The sequence below is a fragment of the Ilumatobacteraceae bacterium genome (genome assembly GCA_033344875.1).
Taxonomy (GTDB): domain Bacteria; phylum Actinomycetota; class Acidimicrobiia; order Acidimicrobiales; family Ilumatobacteraceae; genus Ilumatobacter.
In genome coordinates this window covers 828,718-845,544 of the sequence record JAWPMO010000001.1, presented here as the reverse complement: position 1 = coordinate 845,544, position 16,827 = coordinate 828,718, and the positions used below count along the sequence as shown (strand labels likewise).

Below are 16,827 nucleotides of genomic sequence, written 5' to 3'. Positions count from 1 at the left end.
TCAGTTCGAGATGCCCGGTCATCCGCGCGTTGCGTCCGGCGAGCGGGATATGGTGATCTCCCGTCGTGCTCACGCCCGATCCAGCCACACACCGGGCGCTTTCTGACGGAGGTCAACCACATGCCGAAGCACATTTTCGTGACCGGAGGCGTTGCCAGCTCCCTCGGGAAGGGCTTGACCGCGAGCTCGTTGGGTCGCCTCCTGAAGCTGCGAGGCCTCCGGGTTACCCTGCAGAAGCTCGACCCCTACATCAACGTCGATCCGGGCACGATGAACCCGTACGAGCACGGCGAGGTGTTCGTCACCGACGACGGCGGCGAGACCGACCTCGATCTCGGTCACTACGAACGGTTCATCGACGAGAACCTGCTGCGCGGTTCCAACGCCACGACCGGGTCGATCTATCAGGCGGTGCTCGCCGCCGAGCGACGTGGTGACTACCTCGGCAAGACGGTGCAGGTCATCCCGCACATCACCGACGAGATCAAGCGCCGGATCCACCAGGTCGCGACCGACGACGTCGACGTCGTGATCACCGAGGTCGGCGGCACCGTCGGCGACATCGAGATCCTGCCCTTCCTCGAGGCGATTCGTCAGTACCGCAAAGACGCAGGCCGCGACAACGTGTGCTACATCCACGTCACGCTCGTGCCGTTCATCGGGCCGTCGAGCGAGCAGAAGACCAAGCCGACGCAGCACTCCGTCACCGAACTGCGCAGCCGTGGCATCCAGCCGGACCTCATCGTGTGCCGCAGCGAGGCACCGGTGCCCGAAGATCTGAAGCGCAAGATCTCGAACCTGTGCGACGTGAACGAGAACGCGGTCATCAACGCGGCCGACGCCCGCAACATCTACGAACTGCCGCTGATCCTGCACGACGAGGGGCTCGACACGGTCGCCCTCGAGGTGCTCCGGATGGAGGGCCACGACCTCGACCTCACCTACTGGCAGCAGCTCGTCGACCGGGTCGAGGCATCGACCCTGCCCGTCAAGATCGGGTTGATCGGCAAGTACGTCGAGCTGCCCGATGCCTACCTGTCGGTGGTCGAGGCGCTCAAACATGCCGGTTTCCACCACGGCGCCAAGGTCGAGATCGACTGGATCCAGGCCGAGGATGTCGAAGGGCTCCTCGCCTCCGACCGTCTCAGCCATCTCGACGGCATCGTGATCCCCGGGGGCTTCGGTTCGCGTGGGTTCGAGGGCAAGATGGCCGCCGCCCAGTTCGCCCGCGAAGAGTCGGTGCCCTGCCTCGGCCTGTGTCTCGGCCTGCACGCGATGACGTCCGAATACGCCCGCAACGTGTTGGGGCTGGTCGGTGCCAACTCGAGCGAGATGGACCCGTCCACCCGCTACCCGGTGATCGACCTGATGCACGACCAGCGCGACGTGACCGACATGGGCGGCACGATGCGGCTCGGGGCGTACTACGCCGTACTCGAACCGGGCAGCAAGGTCGCCGAGGCGTACGGCGAGCCCGTGATCAGCGAGCGCCACCGGCACCGCTACGAGTTCAACCCCAAGTACCGCTCGCAGTTCGAAGCCTCCGGGTTCCGGTGCAGCGGCACCTCGCCCGACAAGCGCCTGGTCGAGTTCATCGAACTGCCGGACCACCCCTTCTGGGTCGCGACCCAGGCGCACCCCGAGTTCAAGAGCCGACCCGATCGAGCCCATCCGCTGTTCCGTGAGCTGATCGCCGCGGCGCTGGCTCGACGCGACGCCACACCTCCGGGGCTCCGCCGCATGCTGAACGAGGCCGCCGAGGCCCCGGGCAGCATCGACACGTCCGTCTGATCTCATGGCCGGCTTCCGCCACCTCGGTGACACGGACGTCCACCAGGGACACATCTGGAAGGTGGTCGTCGCCGATTTCGAGGCTCCCGACGGCACAGCGTTCCGGCGTGACGTCGTCCGGTCGCCGGGTTCGGTCGGGGTCGTCCCGCTCGTGTTCGACGCCGAAGGCCAGCCGTCGGTCGTGCTCGTGGAGCAGTACCGGCCACCGTACGAGCGTAACGTGATCGAGATCCCGGCGGGCATGCGCGACGTCCCCGGCGAACCGCCCGAAGCGACCGGCCGCCGCGAGCTGATCGAAGAGGCGGGCCTCCGTGCGGGGGAGATGTCACACCTCGTCGACATGCTGCCATCGCCCGGGATGACCGACTCGGTCTGCACGATCTTCCTGGCCACCGGTTGCACCCCGGCCGAGTTCGATCGGCACGGCCCGGAAGAAGAGGCGATGCGGTTGGTCCATCTCCCGCTCGCCGATGCGCTCTCCATGATCGATCGGGGTGAGATCAGCGACGCCAAGACGGTCGTCGGCCTCCTGGCCACCGACCGACGCCTTCGCTCATGAGATCCGACGAACTGCCCCTCGAAGCCGAGGAGTTCCTCGTCTGGCTCTCGGCCGAGCGTGGCCGGGCCCGCAACACGGTCCAGGCGTATCGTCGGGACCTGCTCCAGTACCAGGGGTGGCTACAGAGCCGGGGGCTCTCGCCGCTCACGGTCGGTCACGACGACCTGACCCAGCTGGTCGCCCAACGGCGTGCGACCGATGCGGCCACCTCGTCGATCGCGCGCCAGATCGCGGCGATCCGCATGCTGCACCGCTACCTGGCCGTCGAGCAGTACCGGACCGACGATCCAGCGGCTCGGCTCGACGGGGTCCGGGTGCCGTCCGGTCTCCCCAAACCGCTCACCGAAGCACAGATCGTCAGCCTGCTCGACGCCGTGATCGGTAACGAGCCGGTCCACCGCCGCGATCGTGCCCTCCTCGAGCTCGCCTACGCCACCGGCGCGCGCGTGTCGGAGCTGGTCGGCCTGTCGGTGGGCGACTTCGACTTCGATGAATCGCTGGTCCGAGTATTCGGCAAGGGCAGCAAGGAGCGCATCGTGCCGTTCGGGTCGGCCGCTGCACTGGCGCTCGACGAGTGGTTCGGCCCGTCGGGCCGGGTCCGGATGGTGCCGGACCGCTGGAAGCGACGCGGCGATGCCGAAGCGGTGTTCCTCAACCAGCGCGGTGGTCGCCTGAGCCGCCAGGGAGCCTGGCTCGTCATCAAGAAGTACGGCGAGCGGGCCGGGATCACCGACCACCTGTCGCCGCATGTGCTGCGACACTCGTGCGCGACCCATCTGCTCGACCACGGCGCCGACCTCCGTATCGTGCAGGAGATGCTCGGCCACGCCTCGATCTCGACCACGCAGATCTACACCCGCGTCAGCCAGGACCGCCTGTGGGAGGTCTATCGCAGTGCGCACCCGCGTGCCGTCAGGGGTGGTTCGACATGAGCAAGCCACGACATCTGCTGACCCAGCCCCATCACCTGGCGCTCCGGTTCGTGACGTCACTGTCCGGCCGTCCGCCCGAGGTCGCCGAGGAGGTCTGGGCCGAGACCCATCTGCTTTCGGGCGAGGTGGCCCTGTGGCGGCGCATGTCCAATCAGGACCGGCGCCACTCGGCCAAGGTCGGGCGTCGGTTCGTCGAGGCACGGCCGGATGCGACCCGGGCGGAGATCGCCGGGGCGCTCCTGCACGATGTCGGCAAGGTCGAATGCGGGCTCGGGACGTTCGGCCGGGTCGTGGCGTCGGTCGTCGGGCCCCGCACCGAGCGGTTCCGGATCTATCACGACCACGAGCGCATCGGCTCAGACCTCGCGGCCGCCGCGGGCAGCGACCCGGCCACGGTCGAACTGATCGACGAGCGCGGTCCGGCCTACGACACCCTGCAGCGCTGCGACCGGGCGTAGTTGGTCAGGTCGACCAGCCGGCGGCGAGCACGTGCCGGGTCCGGCGGTCGTTCACCACCGCCCGGATGATCATCCAGACGAGGAGGCCGCCCCAGATCCCGGCGATCCCGAGGCCGGGAGCGAGGACGATCAGCACCGCGATCGGGGTCACGGCGACCAGGTAGCCGAAGGCGGCTCGGCCGAGGAACCGGTAGTCGCCGGCGCCGATCAGGATGCCGTCGTGGGCGAAGGCGATCGCGCCCGGTACGACCGCGGCGGCGAGCCACCACAGCGCCCCGCTCGCTCGGGCGACGACAGCGTCGTCGTCGCTGAAGACGTGCGGGATCACCGGCGCGAGCGCAGCGAGGAGCACGGCGAGCACGAGGCCCGTCAACAAACTGAGACGCGCCGATCGCCTCGCCACGTGCGCCGCGGTGGCGACGTCGTCCTTGCCGAGTTCCTCGGCGACGATGGTCTGCGCGGGAACCGCCAGTGCGTCGAGCACGAGGGCGAGGAAGATGAACATGCTGTTCGCAATCTGGTGGGCGGCGAGCGTCGACTTGTCGATCCGGGCGGCGATCGCAGTGGAACCGCCGAACACGGCCAGCATCGAACCGACCCGCAGCAGGAGGTACTTGCCGGCCGACATCAGCGGCCGCATCCCGTCCAGACTCGGGCGACGGATCGTCGCCCGGGCGAGTTGCGGCCGGAGGATCGCCATGAAGACGAGGCCGGCGCCCACCTGTGCGATCACCGTGGACAGGGCCGACCCGGCGACGCCCATGTCGAGCACGAAGACGAAGACCAGCTCGATCACCAGGTTCGCCACGTTGGCGCCGAGGAGCACCCACAGCGGCGTGGTGTAGTCGGAGGCGCCGCGCATCACACCCTGCGCGGCCAGCGTGACGAGGAAGAACGGCACACCGATCGCGCTCAGCGAGAGATAGGTCTCCGCGTGTTCGAGGACCTCGCCGTCGGCACCGAACAGCCGGGCGATCGGGCGGGCGCCGAAATACAGCAGGGGAGCGGCCGGGAGGCCGAACAGCAGCGACAGCCACATGGCCTGCACTCCCACGTTGGCGGCGTCGGCCTCATCGCCGGCGCCGAGCCGACGAGCGACCCGCTCGGTGGTGCCGTAGGTCAGGAAGTTCGCGCCGGCGAAGACGAACGACAGGACCGTCGCCGCGATCGCGAGGCCTGCCAGCTGGTCGGTCCCCAACTGGCCGACGATCGCGGTGTCGACCAGGATGTAGACCGGTTCGACCGCCAGGGACCCGAGCGCCGGAATCGCGAGCCCGAGGATCCGGCGGTCGATCGAGGAGAGGCGTGGCACGGCGGACCACCATACGCACCGACGTCGCCGACCGGACGATCGGCCAGGTGTCGGGGGCGCCGGTCAGGCGGGGACGAGCCCGATGGCGTCGTATGCCCGCTGCAGCGTGGCGCTCGCGACGTCTCGGGCCTTGCCCGATCCGATCTGGAGCAGTCGGGTCAGTTCGGCCCGATCGTCGATCAGTTCGCGGTACCGGGCCTGGATCGGCTCGAGCATCGCCACCACGGCTTCACCGGTGTCGACCTTGAGCGCCCCGTACTGGGTGTACCCCTCGGCTGCCGCCTGCGGGGTGGTGCCGGTCGCAGCGGCGAGGATGTCGAGCAGGCTGCTGACCCCCGGCTTTTCGGCGACGTCGTAGCGAACCTCGGAATCGGAGTCGGTGACGGCCCGCTTGAACTTCTTCATGATCGCCTTGGGGTCGTCGAGCATCATGATGCAGCCGCTCTCGGTGGTGGCCGACTTGGACATCTTGGAGGTCGGGTCCTGGAGGTCCATCACGCGAGCGCCGGCCGCCGGCGTCACCGCTTCGGGGATCACGAACGTGTCGCCGAAGCGGTGGTTGAAACGGATCGCGATGTCGCGGGTGATCTCGATGTGCTGGCGCTGGTCGTCGCCGACCGGCACCTGTTCCGAGTCGTACAGCACGATGTCGGCGGCCTGGAGCGCCGGGTAGGTGAACAACCCAGCCGACACGAACAGGTGCTCACGCCTGGCGGACTTGTCCTTGAACTGGGTCATGCGGCTCAGCTCGCCGAACGACGCCGTGCACTCCATCACCCAGCACAGCTGGGAGTGCTCGGGCACATGACTCTGCACGAAGATGGTGGCCACGTCGGAGTCGAGGCCGATCGCGAAGAGCATCGCGGCCAGATCGAGCGTGGCATCGCCCAGTACCCCGGGTTCCTCGGTGATCGTGAGTGCGTGCAGATCGACGATGCCGTGGAAGACGTCGTTCTCGTGCTGGCCGGCCACCCAGTTGCGGAGCGCCCCGAGGTAGTTGCCCAGATGGACGGCGCCGGTCGGTTGGATACAGGAGAGCACGCGTGTCACGGGCCAGAAGGCTAGCGGCGCCACCGGTTCAGCAGTGTCGACGACCTGTGCCGCCCGGCGCCGGCGCGATCACGCGGGAGCGAACGTCGCCAGGTCGATCGATGCGTCGACGCGGGTCCGGCGCGGCCGACGGATCACGAGTCGGACGAGGACGAGGGTGGACATCACGATGCCGGTACCGGCGAGCGACAGCAGGCCGACGTCGACGCCGGCGAAACCGTAGACGCCCCAGAGGGCAGCCTCGACCAACGCGATGACCCACGTCGCCGCGGCCACGCCCGACACGTCGACCGTCCGGTAGACGGCCACGACGGCGGGGAACAGCTGGGCGCCGTAGAGCGCGCCGAGCGTGATCCCGGCCGAGAGCCACCCGTCGACAACGAGGGCAATCACCGGAATGCTGCTCACGAGCACGACCGCACGCACCGCCGGGACGATCTGTCGTCGAGGTGGGGTGGCCGAGAAGCGGACGACGCCGACGGCGATCACGAGGTACGACACCACCGACACGACGCTGACCGGCACGATGCCGTAGTCGTCGACCGCAACCCCGTAGACGCCCCACCAGGCGTTCACCGTGGCGCTCATCGCTGCCCACGTGACCGAGATGCCGTCGGTGCAGCGGGTGCGGAGCAGCTTGCGGGCCTGTGGGACCGCCATGGCGGCTCCGAGGACGTTCGCGGCGATCACGACGAGGGTCAGGGCGCTCAACTCCATGGTGCGGAGCATAACCACCATAGACCCTTACGGCTCGGGCATGCGCTGTGACGTTCGTCTCCCTGGTCGTAACCTGGCGAGATGTTCGTCCGTGCCGACTCGCTCGACGAGGAACTCAGGGTGACGGTCGACGCCGCGATGGAGTTGGCCAACGTCATCGCCGACGACGAGCCGGACCTCGCGGATCGGGTTCGAGCGGTGTTGGTCGATCACGACTTCGTGCGCGCGCGGACGGCGAGCCAGGTCGAGATCGAGGCGTTCGTCGACCGGTCGGTGCCGCTCGCCCGGCTGTTCGGTTCGCTACCAGGGCTCGAACTCGTCGACGCGGTCACGCAGGTCAACGGGGCACTCGAGTCCTGCGCTATCGCTCCGTCGTTGAGCTCACACGACGGCTTCGCCCTGCACATCCATTGGACGTCGGCGACGACGCCGTTCGCCCACCAGGTCGCCGTCGACCTCCTCATGGGCCTCGCCCAGACGCTGTGCGACCACGGCGTCGACCGCTTCGGGCGGTGCGCGGCGTCGGGGTGCGAGCACGTCTTCTACGACTCGACCAAGAACCGTTCGCGACGGTTCTGCTCCGACCAGCGATGCGCGAGCCGAACGCACACCGCTGCGCATCGCGCCCGTCGGTCGCGCGAGGGTTGACCATGCCCGCTCGCAAGCGCAACCGCCGCCAGCCAGAGCACCCCGACCCGCTCGTGCGGTTCGGGCGCGCACTCGACCAGGCGAAGGCGGCCGAACGTGCGGAGCAGCAACGGATCCAGGCCGAACGAGAGGCCGCCAAGCTCGCAGCGCGTCTCGCCGCGGAGCACGCCGCGAAGCTCGCCCGGGCCGAGCAGCGTCTGGAGCGGGCCATCGCCGCGGTGAAGGCGAGCCGTTCGTCGGGCTCGGGCACCGCCGAGGCCGATGCGACATATCGGGCGGCCAAAGCCGATGTCGTCGAACTGGAGACCGGCGAGCGGCCGCCGTGGGCGCCGACGGACGAGTGAGCGGCCGAGAACTCACACGCACGTGGTTACACCTCTGTCATTTGCCGCGGTAGAGTCTTCCCCGATGTCCATCGACGTGCACACGCCCATCTACGACGGGCCCTTCGACCTGCTCCTGCAGCTGATCCTGAAAGAACAGGTCGACCTGTACGAGATCGACCTGTCGCACATCGTCGACGCGTACCTGGCCGAGCTCGAGAAGTTGCAGACCCTCGATCTCGACCTCGCCACCGAGTTCCTGTTGATCGCGGCCACGCTCGTCGAACTCAAGACTCGACGACTGCTGCCCGGTCAGACCGACATGGACCTCGACGAGGAGTTCGCACTCTGGGAGGAGCGCGACCTGCTGCTCGCCCGCCTCATCGAGTGCAAGACCTTCAAAGACGTCGCCCAGATCTTCCATCGGCTGGCCGACGAGGCCGACCTGTCGTTCCCTCGCACGGTCGGGCCCGACGAGCGATTCGCCGAGCTCATGCCCGACCTGCTCGAAGGCACGAGCCTGCGCCGCTTCCAGAGCGCCGCGATCCGGGCGCTCACGCCGACACCGGAACCGATCGTCGACCTGTTCCACGTCAACCCGATCAAGGTCACGGTCGCCGACGCGGTCGCCGAACTGATCGACGAGCTCCCACGGGCGGGCCGGATCTCCTTCCGGCGGCTGACGGCCGACCTCGCCGACCGCATCGAAGTGATCGTTCGATTCCTGGCGGTGCTCGAGCTGTTCAAACAGGGTTTCGTCGAGATCGACCAGCCCGAGCGGTTCGGCGACATCGAGGTCGAGTGGTGCGGCGGCGATGCCGAGGCCGCCGCCGAGAGCATCCTGATCGACGCCTACGAGGGCTGAATCCGGTAAGACTGGTGACCATGTCGGACGAGTTGTTGCCGGTCGAGGAGCAGATCGCCGCGTTCAAGCGAGCGATCGAAGCGGTGATCATGGTGTCGCACGACCCGGTGCCCCCCGAACTGTTGGCGCAACTGCTCGAACAACCGGTCAGCTCGGTCGAGCAGTGGTGCGAGCAGCTGGCGGCCGACTACGTCGAGCAGCAGCGCGGGTTCGAGCTCCGGCGTGTCGCCGGCGGGTTCCGCTATCAGACGCACCCCGAGCAGACCCCGTACGTCGAGCGGTTCGTGCTCCACGATCAGAAGGCCCGATTGTCGGGCGCCGCACTCGAGACGCTCGCGATCATCGCCTACAAGCAGCCGATCTCGCGGGCACAGGTCGCATCGATCCGGGGCGTCGACCCCGATGGCGTGATCCGCACCCTCCAGGCGCGGGGGTACATCGACGAAGCAGGTCGCGACACCGGACCGGGCCAGGCCGTGCTGTTCGGGACGACCGCTCAGTTCCTCGAGAAGCTCGGTATCGACACGTTGGACGACCTGCCGCCGATCGCCGAGTTCATCCCCGACGCCGATGTCGTCGAGGCACTCGAGCACGGACTCCGGGTCGATACGAGCGATGGCAGCCCCTCCGCCTGACGGCCCCGAGCCCGAGCCGCCGCTCTGGGAACAACTCGCCGCCCGACATCAACAGCTGCCCGGTGGCGAGCGGCTCCAGAAGGTGCTGGCGTCGACGGGATGGGGAAGCCGTCGCGTCTGCGAGGAACTGATCGCCGAAGGGCGGGTGCGGGTCAATGGCGAGGTCGCGGCGCTCGGCCGTCGGGTCGACGCCGAGAACGACCTGATCGAGGTCGACGGTGCACCGGTCGGCGTCCGCCCGGGTCTCGTGTACTACCTGCTCAACAAGCCGGCCGGTGTGGTCACCACGGCCAAGGACACCCACGGGCGCAAGACCGTGGTCGATCTGGTGCCGTCGGAACCCCGGGTGTTCCCGGTCGGGCGACTCGACGCCGACACCGAAGGCCTGCTGCTGCTGACCAACGACGGCGACATCACCCATCGCATCACGCACCCCAGCCACGGCGTCGAGAAGGAATACCTGGTGCACGTCAAGGGCCGACTGACCGCAGGTCAGCTGCGCCAGTTGCGCGACGGCGTCGAACTCGACGACGGCGTCACCTCGCCGGCACAGGCGTCGCAGCCGGCGCCGGGCATCATCCGTCTCACGATCCACGAGGGGCGCAACCGCCAGGTCCGGCGGATGTGCGAAGCGATCGGGCACCCGGTGATGCGGCTGGTACGGACCCGTGTCGGACCGATCACCGACCGATCGCTGCGCCCCGGTGACTGGCGCGAGTTGAGCACGGCCGAGCGGCGAGCGTTGACCGAAGCCGTGGCCGAACAGGGCCGCCGGTACGATTCCGGATCGTGACACGGCAACGCACCGCCAACGTGATCGGCCTCGGGCTGGTCGGTGGATCGGTCGCGCTCGGACTCCGGCAGCGGGGTTGGCGGGTCCACGGCGACGATGCCCGACCCGACACGGTCGCCCGTGCGGTCGAACTCGAGGTCATCGACGCCGGTGGTTTGGATCCCGACGCCGAGATCACCTTCGTCGCGGTGCCGGTGCTCGCGATTGCCGACTCGGTCAAGCGGGCGCTCGGCGAGACGACCGGACTCGTCACCGACGTCGGCTCGGTCAAGGGGCCGATCGCCGCTGCCTGCGTCGACGAGCGCTTCATCGGCGGCCATCCGATGGCGGGCAGCGAACTCGACGGTCTCGCCGGTGCCGACGGCGACATGTTCAACGGCGCGATCTGGGTGCTGACACCCGACGAGGGCACCGACGACCGAGCACTCGCCGCGGTGTCCGGCGTGCTGCGCTCGCTCGGGGCCGAGGTCGTGGCGCTGACCGCCGAGCGACACGACCAGGTGGTCGCCGTCGTGAGTCATGTTCCGCACCTCGCGGCCGCGACGCTGATGCAGTTGGCGTCCGACCGCGCCGAAGAGCACGCAGCGCTGCTGCGACTCGCCGCCGGTGGTTTCCGCGACATGACCCGGATCGCGTCGGGGCATCCCGACATCTGGCTCGACATCTGCACGCAGAACCGACCGGCGATCGTGACCGCCCTCGACGGTCTGATCGGGCGTCTGTCCGAGATTCGTGAGATCGTCGATGCCGACGACCGCGAGGCGCTCCAAACGGCCCTCTCGGCCGCCAGGGATGCCCGCACGAACCTGCCGGGGCGCGTGGCGCATCCCGAGAACGTCGCCGAGGTCCGGATCCCGATTCCCGACCGCACCGGCGCTGCCGCCGAGGTGTTCACCCTCGCGGCCGACCTCGGGGTCAACATCGCCAACTTCGAGGTGGTCCACATGCCCGAGAGCAATCGGGGTGTCGCCGTGGTACTGGTCGATGCCGCCTCGAGCGACGTGTTCCGTGGCGGCCTGATCGCCCGCGGGTTCAAGCCAGCGGTCACCCCGCTCGTCTGAGATGCACGGCGTTCGATGACCGAGACCCGTCGCGTCCGACGCCTCGATGGGCCCGTCGAGGGACACGTGTCCGTCCCCGGTTCCAAGTCGATCGCCAACCGGGTACTCGTCTGCGCTGCGCTCGCCGACGGTGTCAGTTCGATCTCCAACGTGCCCGACGGCGACGACACCCGGGCAATGCTCGATTGCTTGCGCACGCTCGGTCTCGCCGTCGATGCCTACGTCGATCGAGTGCGGATCACCGGCGTCGGCACCGCGTGGGCGAATGTACCGCGCACACTCTTCGCCGGACTCGCCGGGACGACGTCACGCTTCATCACCGCGGTGGCGGCACTCGGCTCCACACCGCTCACGGTCGACGGCCACCCGCCGCTGCGGGCACGTCCGTTCGGCCCGTTGCACGAGGCGCTCGGCCAACTCGGTGTCGTCGTCACGCCGGGGGAGTCGTTCGGCAATCTCCCGGCGACCATCACCGGACCGCCCGTCACCGGCCGCGTCGAGATCCGCGGTGACGTGTCGAGTCAGTACGTCACCGCGTTGATGCTGATCGGACCGGAGTTGCCCGGTGGGCTGGATCTCGCACTCACCACGCCGCTCGTCTCGCGGCCGTACGTGGAGCTCACCGCGTCCGTGATGGGCTGGTTCGGCATCACCGACGTCGAGGTCGCGGAGCGGCGCATCCGGGTCGGCCCCGCCGCCTATACACCGACCGAGACCGCCGTCGAGCCCGACGCCTCGTCGGCGAGTTACCCGTTGGCGCTCGCCGCGGTGTGCGGTGGGTCGATGACGGTGCCCGGACTCGGCGCCGGCGCGCTCCAGGGTGACGCACGGTTCGGTGACGTCATGGCGCAGATGGGGTGCAGCCTCGACCGGGACACCGACCAGGTGACGGTGTCCGGCGCCGGCGACCTGCGCGGCATCGACATCGACATGGCCGACATCTCCGACCTGGTGCCCACCGTCGCCGTGGTCGCGGCGTTCGCTTCGTCGCCCACACGGATCCGCGGCGTCGGCTTCATCCGCGAGAAGGAGAGCGACCGGCTCGGAGACCTGTCGGCGGAGCTGCGTCGGGCCGGCGTCGACATCGACGAGACCGACGACGGGCTCGCGATCCGGCCGTCGGCGGCGACACTGCGTCCGGCACGATTGGCCACGCATCACGACCATCGACTGGCCATGGCGTTCGGCGTGCTGGGTTCAGCCTGCGACGGGATCGAGGTCGAGGACCCGGAGGTGGTGTCGAAGAGCTGGCCCGGATTCTGGACGATGCTCGACGAGCTGCACACGTGAGCGTCACCACCGTCGCGGCGTTCGACTTCGACGAGACCCTGACCAAGCGTGACACGGTCGTGCCCTTCCTCCGGCGGTTCACGACGAGCCGCCGGTTCGCGGTGTCGCTCCTGCCCCACACGCTCCGGTTGCTGCCGATCGCCACCCGCCGTGACCGCGACCGGTTGCGTGCGCTGGCCACCGACATCGTGTTCCGAGACCGCCCCATCGAGGGCGTCGATGCCGAGGCAGCGTCGTGGGGCGTCACGATCGCCGAGACGCTGATGCGGGCCGACACGGTCGCACGGCTGCAGTGGCACCTCGCGCAGGATCACCGGGTGGTGATCGTCACGGCGAGCTACGAGCAGTACGTCAGAGTGGTCGCCGACGTGCTCGGCGGGGTCGAGGTGGCTGGCACGCGACTCGAAGTCGTCGATGGACGCTGCACCGGGCGGCTCGACGGCCCGAACTGTCGCGGACCCGAGAAGGTGCGCCGGCTCGACGAGTGGCTCGCCGGGCATGGCTGGTGCCGAGACGAGGTCACGCTGTACGCGTACGGCGATTCGACCGGCGACCGCGAGTTGCTCGCCGCCGCGGACCATCCGCACTGGGTCACGGCACCGCTGGCTAGCGTTGCGCCCTGATCTGCCATGCACCCGATCATCCGGACCGCACGCCCGAAACAGTGGCTGAAGAACGTTCTCGTCTTCGCCGCGCCCGGTGCCGCCGGCGTTCTCGATCAGCCGGGCCAATTCGGCGTCACGGTGCTGGCGTTCGTGTCGTTCTGCCTGGCGGCGAGTGGCACCTATTTCTGGAACGACGTGCTCGACGTCGAAGCCGATCGGGTCCATCCGACCAAGTCGACGCGACCGATCGCTGCGGGCGAGGTGAGCCTCACGACGGGGCGGATCCTGGGGACGCTGCTGCCGCTCGTCGCGCTCGGCCTCGCCGCCCTGACGGGGGAGTGGCGGGCGGTCGCAGTGGTCGCGATCTACATGCTGATCACGCTCACCTACAGCGCGATCTGGAAGCACATCGCCGTGGTCGACCTCGTCGCGATCGCCTCGGGGTTCGTGCTGCGCGCCGCGATGGGTGCGGTCGCCGTCGACGTGCCGATGTCGAGCTGGTTCGTGCTCGTCACCACCTTCGGCTCGCTCTTCATCGTGAGCGGCAAACGATTCGCCGAGCAGCGTGAGCTGGGCGCCGACGCCGGCGGGGTGCGCTCGACCCTCGGTGAGTACAGCGAGGGCTACCTCCGTTTCGTGCTCGCCGTGTCGTGCGGTGGTGCGCTCGTCAGCTATTGCGTCTGGGCGTTCGAGACGAAGTCGCTGTCGGGTTCGGAGTTGCCGTACTACGAGTTGTCGGTCGTGCCGATGCTGACGGCGTTCCTGCGCTACGCCCTCGTGCTCGAGCAGGGGCAAGGAGCGGCACCGGAAGAAGTGTTCGGGCGCGACCGGGTGTTGCAGATCCTCGGCCTGATCTGGGTCGTGGTGTACGGGCTCGCGGTGTACACGTGACGTCGTTCGACGCGGCGTGGGCGTCGGTTTCCGAGGTCGATGGTTGGATGACCGAGGGTCAGGCACGTGCCCTGTACGACGCCGCCCGGGCCTGTACTCCGGGTGGCACGATCGTCGAGATCGGGAGCTTCCACGGCCGGTCGACGATCGTGCTCGCATCGGCGTGTCCGCCCGACGCCATGGTCATCGCGATCGACCCGCACGCCGGCAACGATCGCGGCCCACAGGAGATCGACGGGTTCGAAGCCGAGGCCGACGACGACCACCAGCACTTCAACCGGAATCTCGCCCGAGCCGGTGTCGCCGATCGTGTCACGCACCTGCGGCAGTTCAGCGACGACGCGCTCGCCGAGATCGACGGGGAGATCGACGTCCTCTACGTCGACGGCGCCCATCGGTACGGCCCGGCCCGAGCCGACATCGCGACGTACGGCGCGCGAGTGTCCGACGGCGGCACGATGCTGATCCACGACAGCTTCAGCAGCATCGGCGTGACCCTGGCGATCCTCCGTGAGTTGGTGGCGAGTCGCCGCTGGACCTACGTGTCACGTTCCCGTTCGCTGACCACCTACCGAGCGACCGGCCACGTGAAGCGGCCGGTCAACGCCGCCCAACAACTCGCCCAGCTCCCGTGGTTCGCCAAGAACGTCGGCCTGAAGGTCGTCCTCACGCTCGGCCTCGGCAAACTCCTCCGCCGCCTCGGGCGAGCAGCACCCGACTGGCCCTACTGACGCCGACTGACAGGACGCTGCATCAGGGTCGAGGCCGGAGTGCCACCTCGCGGGTGATCTGACTCGGCCGTCAGGCGGTCTTGAGCACGAGCAGCGCGATGTCGTCGTGCCGTGACTCGAACGGGAGGATCTCGGCCAGTGCGTGCTGGATGTGTTCGGCGATGTCGTCGGCCGTGCCGCCCGATCGCACGGCGTCGTGTACGAGCGTGCGCCACGCCGGCTCGTCGAGACCATGCGGCGGAGGGAGGTCGGTCGCGCCGTCGGTGTGGAGCACGACGACGTCGCCCTCGTCCAACATCACGGCGACCTCGTGGACGGCGACCTCGTCGCGCACGCCGATCAAGGTCCCCGGTCGACCCACGGCCTCGGCGCCCCGGGCGCTCACGTGGACCGGGAGTGGGTGACCGGCGCACGTCACCGACATCGTCTTCGTGCCGGGTTCGAGGGTGGCGTAGACGCAGGTGAGGAAGGTGTTCGTGCCCGACCGACGCACGGCCCGGTTCAACGCACGGAGCACGGCTCCTGGCGGATCGTCGTGCCACGCGCTGTCGCGGACGGTGTGGCGCGCCAGGCCGGTGAGCGCGGCCGCTTCTGGTCCGGTCCCGCAGACGTCGCCGAGCACGATCGCGAACTGCCCGGGCTGGTCCAGGGTGAACACGTCGTAGAAGTCGCCTCCGACTTCGGTCGCGTCGCCCGCCGCCCAGTAGCGAACGGCGATGTCGATACCGGGCACGTCGGGAAGGCGTTCGGGCAGCAGGCTGCGTTGGAGTGTGCGAGCGATTCTCCGGTGCTCTGCGTGCAGCCGGAGGTTTTCGATGCTCGACGCGATCCGAGCTGCGATGGCCTCGGCGAGCGCCACGTCGTCGTCGTCGTAGCGCCGCGAGGTTCCCGTGGAGACGAACTGGATGGCTCCGAGGATCCGGTCGCGCTTCTTGAGTGCGACGGCGATGAAGGAGCGCAGATCGAGTTCCTCGACCACGTCGAGCGCCCTTTCCTCGAGCTCCATCGTCGACAGCAGCTCGGGAGAGAGATCGGAATAGAACTCCGTGACGCCGGTGCGAATCACCGCCGGCACCCCGGTCGGGGCCTCCGGGTCATACGGGAACTGCGCCTGCAACTCGCTCGCATGGGTGATCATGTCCGGGTCGACGTGTCCGACCTCGGTGTCGGGGATCGACGATCCGTCGGTCGGAAGGACGTGGAGCGCACACCAGTCCCCGAGCCGGGGGACCGCCACCCTCGTGACATTCTGCATCAGGGTCTCGACGGACCGCGACCTGTTCAACGCGTCGTTCACGACACTGAGGAACTCGAGACGCTCCCGCTGCAGCCGCTCGTTCGCCGCCGAGACCACCGCGAGGTCGGCGAGCCGCCGCCGCTCGAGCTCCTGTTCGACTCGCTCGGTCACATCCATCGAGCATCCGACGGTGCCCGTCACCTCTCCGTGCTCGTCGAGGGTCACGGTTCCTGCGCCCGCGAGCCAATGAACGCTGCCGTCCGGCCAGGCCACCTTGTGTTCGACGCGGTACGACGACTTGTCCTCGATCGCCTGCGAGACGACGGCGAGTGTCTCCTCACGATCGTCGGGATGGAGGAGAGCGACATACATGTCGAAGGTTCCGTCGAACTCGCCAGAGGACAGCCCGAACAGCGCTTCGAGGCGTTCGTCCCACACGGTTCGGCCGGTTGCGATCGTCCATCGCCAGGTTCCGAGGCCGCCGGCCTCCAGCGCCGAAGCGAAGTGTTCCGAGAGGTCACGCGCCTGTTGCTCGCGATCGCGCAGCTCGCCGACGTCCTCGGACGTCCCGACCAGGAACAGCGTGGTTCCGGCGTCGTCGACCACGGGGGTCGTGTGGGTCCGGACGCGCAACACCCGACCGTCACGGCTCGCGACGCGACGATCTCCGGCCATTGAACGGCCCGCAGCCACGACCTGGAGATCCTCGCGATTGGCGGACATCTCGCCCAGCGGGACCAGCACGTCGAGCACGGAGCGTCCCCGCACCTCGGGTTCGGACCACCCGTACAGCGCTTCGGCCGACCGGCTCCACAGCAGGATGTGGCCGTCGGCGTCCGTGACGATGACGGCCTGCGTCAACGCGTCGACGACGTTGCGGAGTCCGATGCCAGGATCGGGACCCTCGATCTCGCCGTCGGTCACGTTGG

18 protein-coding genes are annotated in these 16,827 nt (G+C 68.7%); 14 read left to right on the top strand and 4 right to left on the bottom strand.

Annotation, left to right across the window (positions count from 1 at the left end; all coding sequences use genetic code 11):
• Positions 1-120 precede the first annotated feature (120 nt).
• From R8G01_04015 to R8G01_04000, 4 genes are read left to right on the top strand one after another with little or no spacing between them, the layout of a single operon-like run.
• The gene (locus tag R8G01_04015; protein MDW3213138.1) at positions 121-1,791 is read left to right on the top strand and encodes a CTP synthase; all 1,671 of its coding nucleotides are present in this window, start codon (positions 121-123) and stop codon (positions 1,789-1,791) included.
• A 4-nt stretch (positions 1,792-1,795) separates the two neighbouring features.
• The gene (locus R8G01_04010) at positions 1,796-2,350 is read left to right on the top strand and encodes an NUDIX hydrolase (GenBank protein ID MDW3213137.1); all 555 of its coding nucleotides are present in this window, start codon (positions 1,796-1,798) and stop codon (positions 2,348-2,350) included.
• Positions 2,347-3,282 carry a site-specific tyrosine recombinase XerD gene (gene xerD, locus R8G01_04005; GenBank protein MDW3213136.1) on the top strand — a complete coding sequence of 312 codons (936 nt, stop codon included), beginning with the start codon at positions 2,347-2,349 and terminating at the stop codon, positions 3,280-3,282. The genes R8G01_04010 and xerD overlap by 4 nt, the downstream gene beginning before the upstream one ends.
• Positions 3,279-3,740 carry a hypothetical protein gene (locus R8G01_04000; GenBank protein ID MDW3213135.1) on the top strand — a complete coding sequence of 154 codons (462 nt, stop codon included), beginning with the start codon at positions 3,279-3,281 and terminating at the stop codon, positions 3,738-3,740. Before xerD ends, R8G01_04000 begins: the two co-directional genes overlap by 4 nt.
• A 4-nt stretch (positions 3,741-3,744) precedes the next feature.
• On the opposite strand, the gene R8G01_03995 is transcribed toward R8G01_04000, so the two are convergent.
• The 3 genes from R8G01_03995 to R8G01_03985 all read right to left on the bottom strand — a co-directional run bounded on the left by R8G01_03995 (position 3,745) and on the right by R8G01_03985 (position 6,819).
• On the bottom strand, positions 3,745-5,052 hold the full coding sequence (locus R8G01_03995; GenBank protein ID MDW3213134.1) for an MATE family efflux transporter: 1,308 nt from the start codon (positions 5,050-5,052) through the stop codon (positions 3,745-3,747).
• A 63-nt stretch (positions 5,053-5,115) separates the two neighbouring features.
• Complete coding sequence (gene trpS / locus R8G01_03990; GenBank protein ID MDW3213133.1) at positions 5,116-6,102, bottom strand: tryptophan--tRNA ligase; 987 nt, start codon at positions 6,100-6,102, stop codon at positions 5,116-5,118.
• A gap of 69 nt (positions 6,103-6,171) precedes the next feature.
• Positions 6,172-6,819 carry a hypothetical protein gene (locus R8G01_03985; GenBank protein ID MDW3213132.1) on the bottom strand — a complete coding sequence of 216 codons (648 nt, stop codon included), beginning with the start codon at positions 6,817-6,819 and terminating at the stop codon, positions 6,172-6,174.
• 81 nt (positions 6,820-6,900) lie between these two features.
• On the opposite strand from R8G01_03985, the gene R8G01_03980 reads away from it, so the two are divergent.
• From R8G01_03980 to R8G01_03935, 10 genes are all read left to right on the top strand, one after another.
• On the top strand, positions 6,901-7,467 hold the full coding sequence (locus R8G01_03980; GenBank protein ID MDW3213131.1) for a CGNR zinc finger domain-containing protein: 567 nt from the start codon (positions 6,901-6,903) through the stop codon (positions 7,465-7,467).
• 2 nt (positions 7,468-7,469) lie between these two features.
• Positions 7,470-7,811 (top strand): hypothetical protein, encoded by a 342-nt coding sequence (locus R8G01_03975; GenBank protein MDW3213130.1) that lies wholly within the window; start codon positions 7,470-7,472, stop codon positions 7,809-7,811.
• Positions 7,812-7,875: 64 nt separating this feature from the next.
• Positions 7,876-8,655, top strand: a complete 780-nt coding sequence (locus R8G01_03970) for a ScpA family protein (protein MDW3213129.1) — start codon at positions 7,876-7,878, stop codon at positions 8,653-8,655.
• A 20-nt stretch (positions 8,656-8,675) separates the two neighbouring features.
• On the top strand, positions 8,676-9,290 hold the full coding sequence (gene scpB / locus R8G01_03965; protein MDW3213128.1) for an SMC-Scp complex subunit ScpB: 615 nt from the start codon (positions 8,676-8,678) through the stop codon (positions 9,288-9,290).
• Positions 9,271-10,083: a pseudouridine synthase gene (locus R8G01_03960; GenBank protein ID MDW3213127.1), complete on the top strand. Its 813-nt coding sequence runs from the start codon at positions 9,271-9,273 to the stop codon at positions 10,081-10,083. The genes scpB and R8G01_03960 overlap by 20 nt, the downstream gene beginning before the upstream one ends.
• Entirely contained in the window at positions 10,080-11,144 is a 1,065-nt protein-coding gene (locus tag R8G01_03955; protein MDW3213126.1) for a prephenate dehydrogenase/arogenate dehydrogenase family protein, read from the top strand. The genes R8G01_03960 and R8G01_03955 overlap by 4 nt, the downstream gene beginning before the upstream one ends.
• A 15-nt stretch (positions 11,145-11,159) precedes the next feature.
• The gene (aroA, locus tag R8G01_03950; protein MDW3213125.1) at positions 11,160-12,434 is read left to right on the top strand and encodes a 3-phosphoshikimate 1-carboxyvinyltransferase; all 1,275 of its coding nucleotides are present in this window, start codon (positions 11,160-11,162) and stop codon (positions 12,432-12,434) included.
• A complete protein-coding gene (locus R8G01_03945; protein MDW3213124.1) occupies positions 12,431-13,057 on the top strand; it encodes an HAD-IB family hydrolase in 627 nt (208 codons plus the stop codon). Before aroA ends, R8G01_03945 begins: the two co-directional genes overlap by 4 nt.
• A gap of 6 nt (positions 13,058-13,063) precedes the next feature.
• Positions 13,064-13,930, top strand: a complete 867-nt coding sequence (locus R8G01_03940) for a decaprenyl-phosphate phosphoribosyltransferase (protein MDW3213123.1) — start codon at positions 13,064-13,066, stop codon at positions 13,928-13,930.
• Entirely contained in the window at positions 13,927-14,661 is a 735-nt protein-coding gene (locus R8G01_03935) for a class I SAM-dependent methyltransferase (GenBank protein MDW3213122.1), read from the top strand. Before R8G01_03940 ends, R8G01_03935 begins: the two co-directional genes overlap by 4 nt.
• A gap of 70 nt (positions 14,662-14,731) precedes the next feature.
• On the opposite strand, the gene R8G01_03930 is transcribed toward R8G01_03935, so the two are convergent.
• Complete coding sequence (locus tag R8G01_03930) at positions 14,732-16,822, bottom strand: SpoIIE family protein phosphatase (GenBank protein ID MDW3213121.1); 2,091 nt, start codon at positions 16,820-16,822, stop codon at positions 14,732-14,734.
• Between the last annotated feature and the right edge of the window lie 5 nt (positions 16,823-16,827).

What these genes read in the sequence shown, in the direction of transcription:
- R8G01_03970 (MDW3213129.1), top strand. Translation starts at nt 7,876, where the DNA reads ATGTCCATCGACGTGCACACGCCCATCTACGACGGGCCCTTCGACCTG.
- R8G01_04000 (MDW3213135.1), top strand. Translation starts at nt 3,279, where the DNA reads ATGAGCAAGCCACGACATCTGCTGACCCAGCCCCATCACCTGGCGCTC.
- R8G01_03960 (MDW3213127.1), top strand. Translation starts at nt 9,271, where the DNA reads ATGGCAGCCCCTCCGCCTGACGGCCCCGAGCCCGAGCCGCCGCTCTGG.
- R8G01_03980 (MDW3213131.1), top strand. Translation starts at nt 6,901, where the DNA reads ATGTTCGTCCGTGCCGACTCGCTCGACGAGGAACTCAGGGTGACGGTC.
- R8G01_04010 (MDW3213137.1), top strand. Translation starts at nt 1,796, where the DNA reads ATGGCCGGCTTCCGCCACCTCGGTGACACGGACGTCCACCAGGGACAC.
- R8G01_03975 (MDW3213130.1), top strand. Translation starts at nt 7,470, where the DNA reads ATGCCCGCTCGCAAGCGCAACCGCCGCCAGCCAGAGCACCCCGACCCG.
- scpB (MDW3213128.1), top strand. Translation starts at nt 8,676, where the DNA reads ATGTCGGACGAGTTGTTGCCGGTCGAGGAGCAGATCGCCGCGTTCAAG.
- R8G01_04015 (MDW3213138.1), top strand. Translation starts at nt 121, where the DNA reads ATGCCGAAGCACATTTTCGTGACCGGAGGCGTTGCCAGCTCCCTCGGG.
- R8G01_03985 (MDW3213132.1), bottom strand. Translation starts at nt 6,819, where the DNA reads ATGGAGTTGAGCGCCCTGACCCTCGTCGTGATCGCCGCGAACGTCCTC.
- aroA (MDW3213125.1), top strand. Translation starts at nt 11,160, where the DNA reads ATGACCGAGACCCGTCGCGTCCGACGCCTCGATGGGCCCGTCGAGGGA.
- R8G01_03940 (MDW3213123.1), top strand. Translation starts at nt 13,064, where the DNA reads ATGCACCCGATCATCCGGACCGCACGCCCGAAACAGTGGCTGAAGAAC.
- xerD (MDW3213136.1), top strand. Translation starts at nt 2,347, where the DNA reads ATGAGATCCGACGAACTGCCCCTCGAAGCCGAGGAGTTCCTCGTCTGG.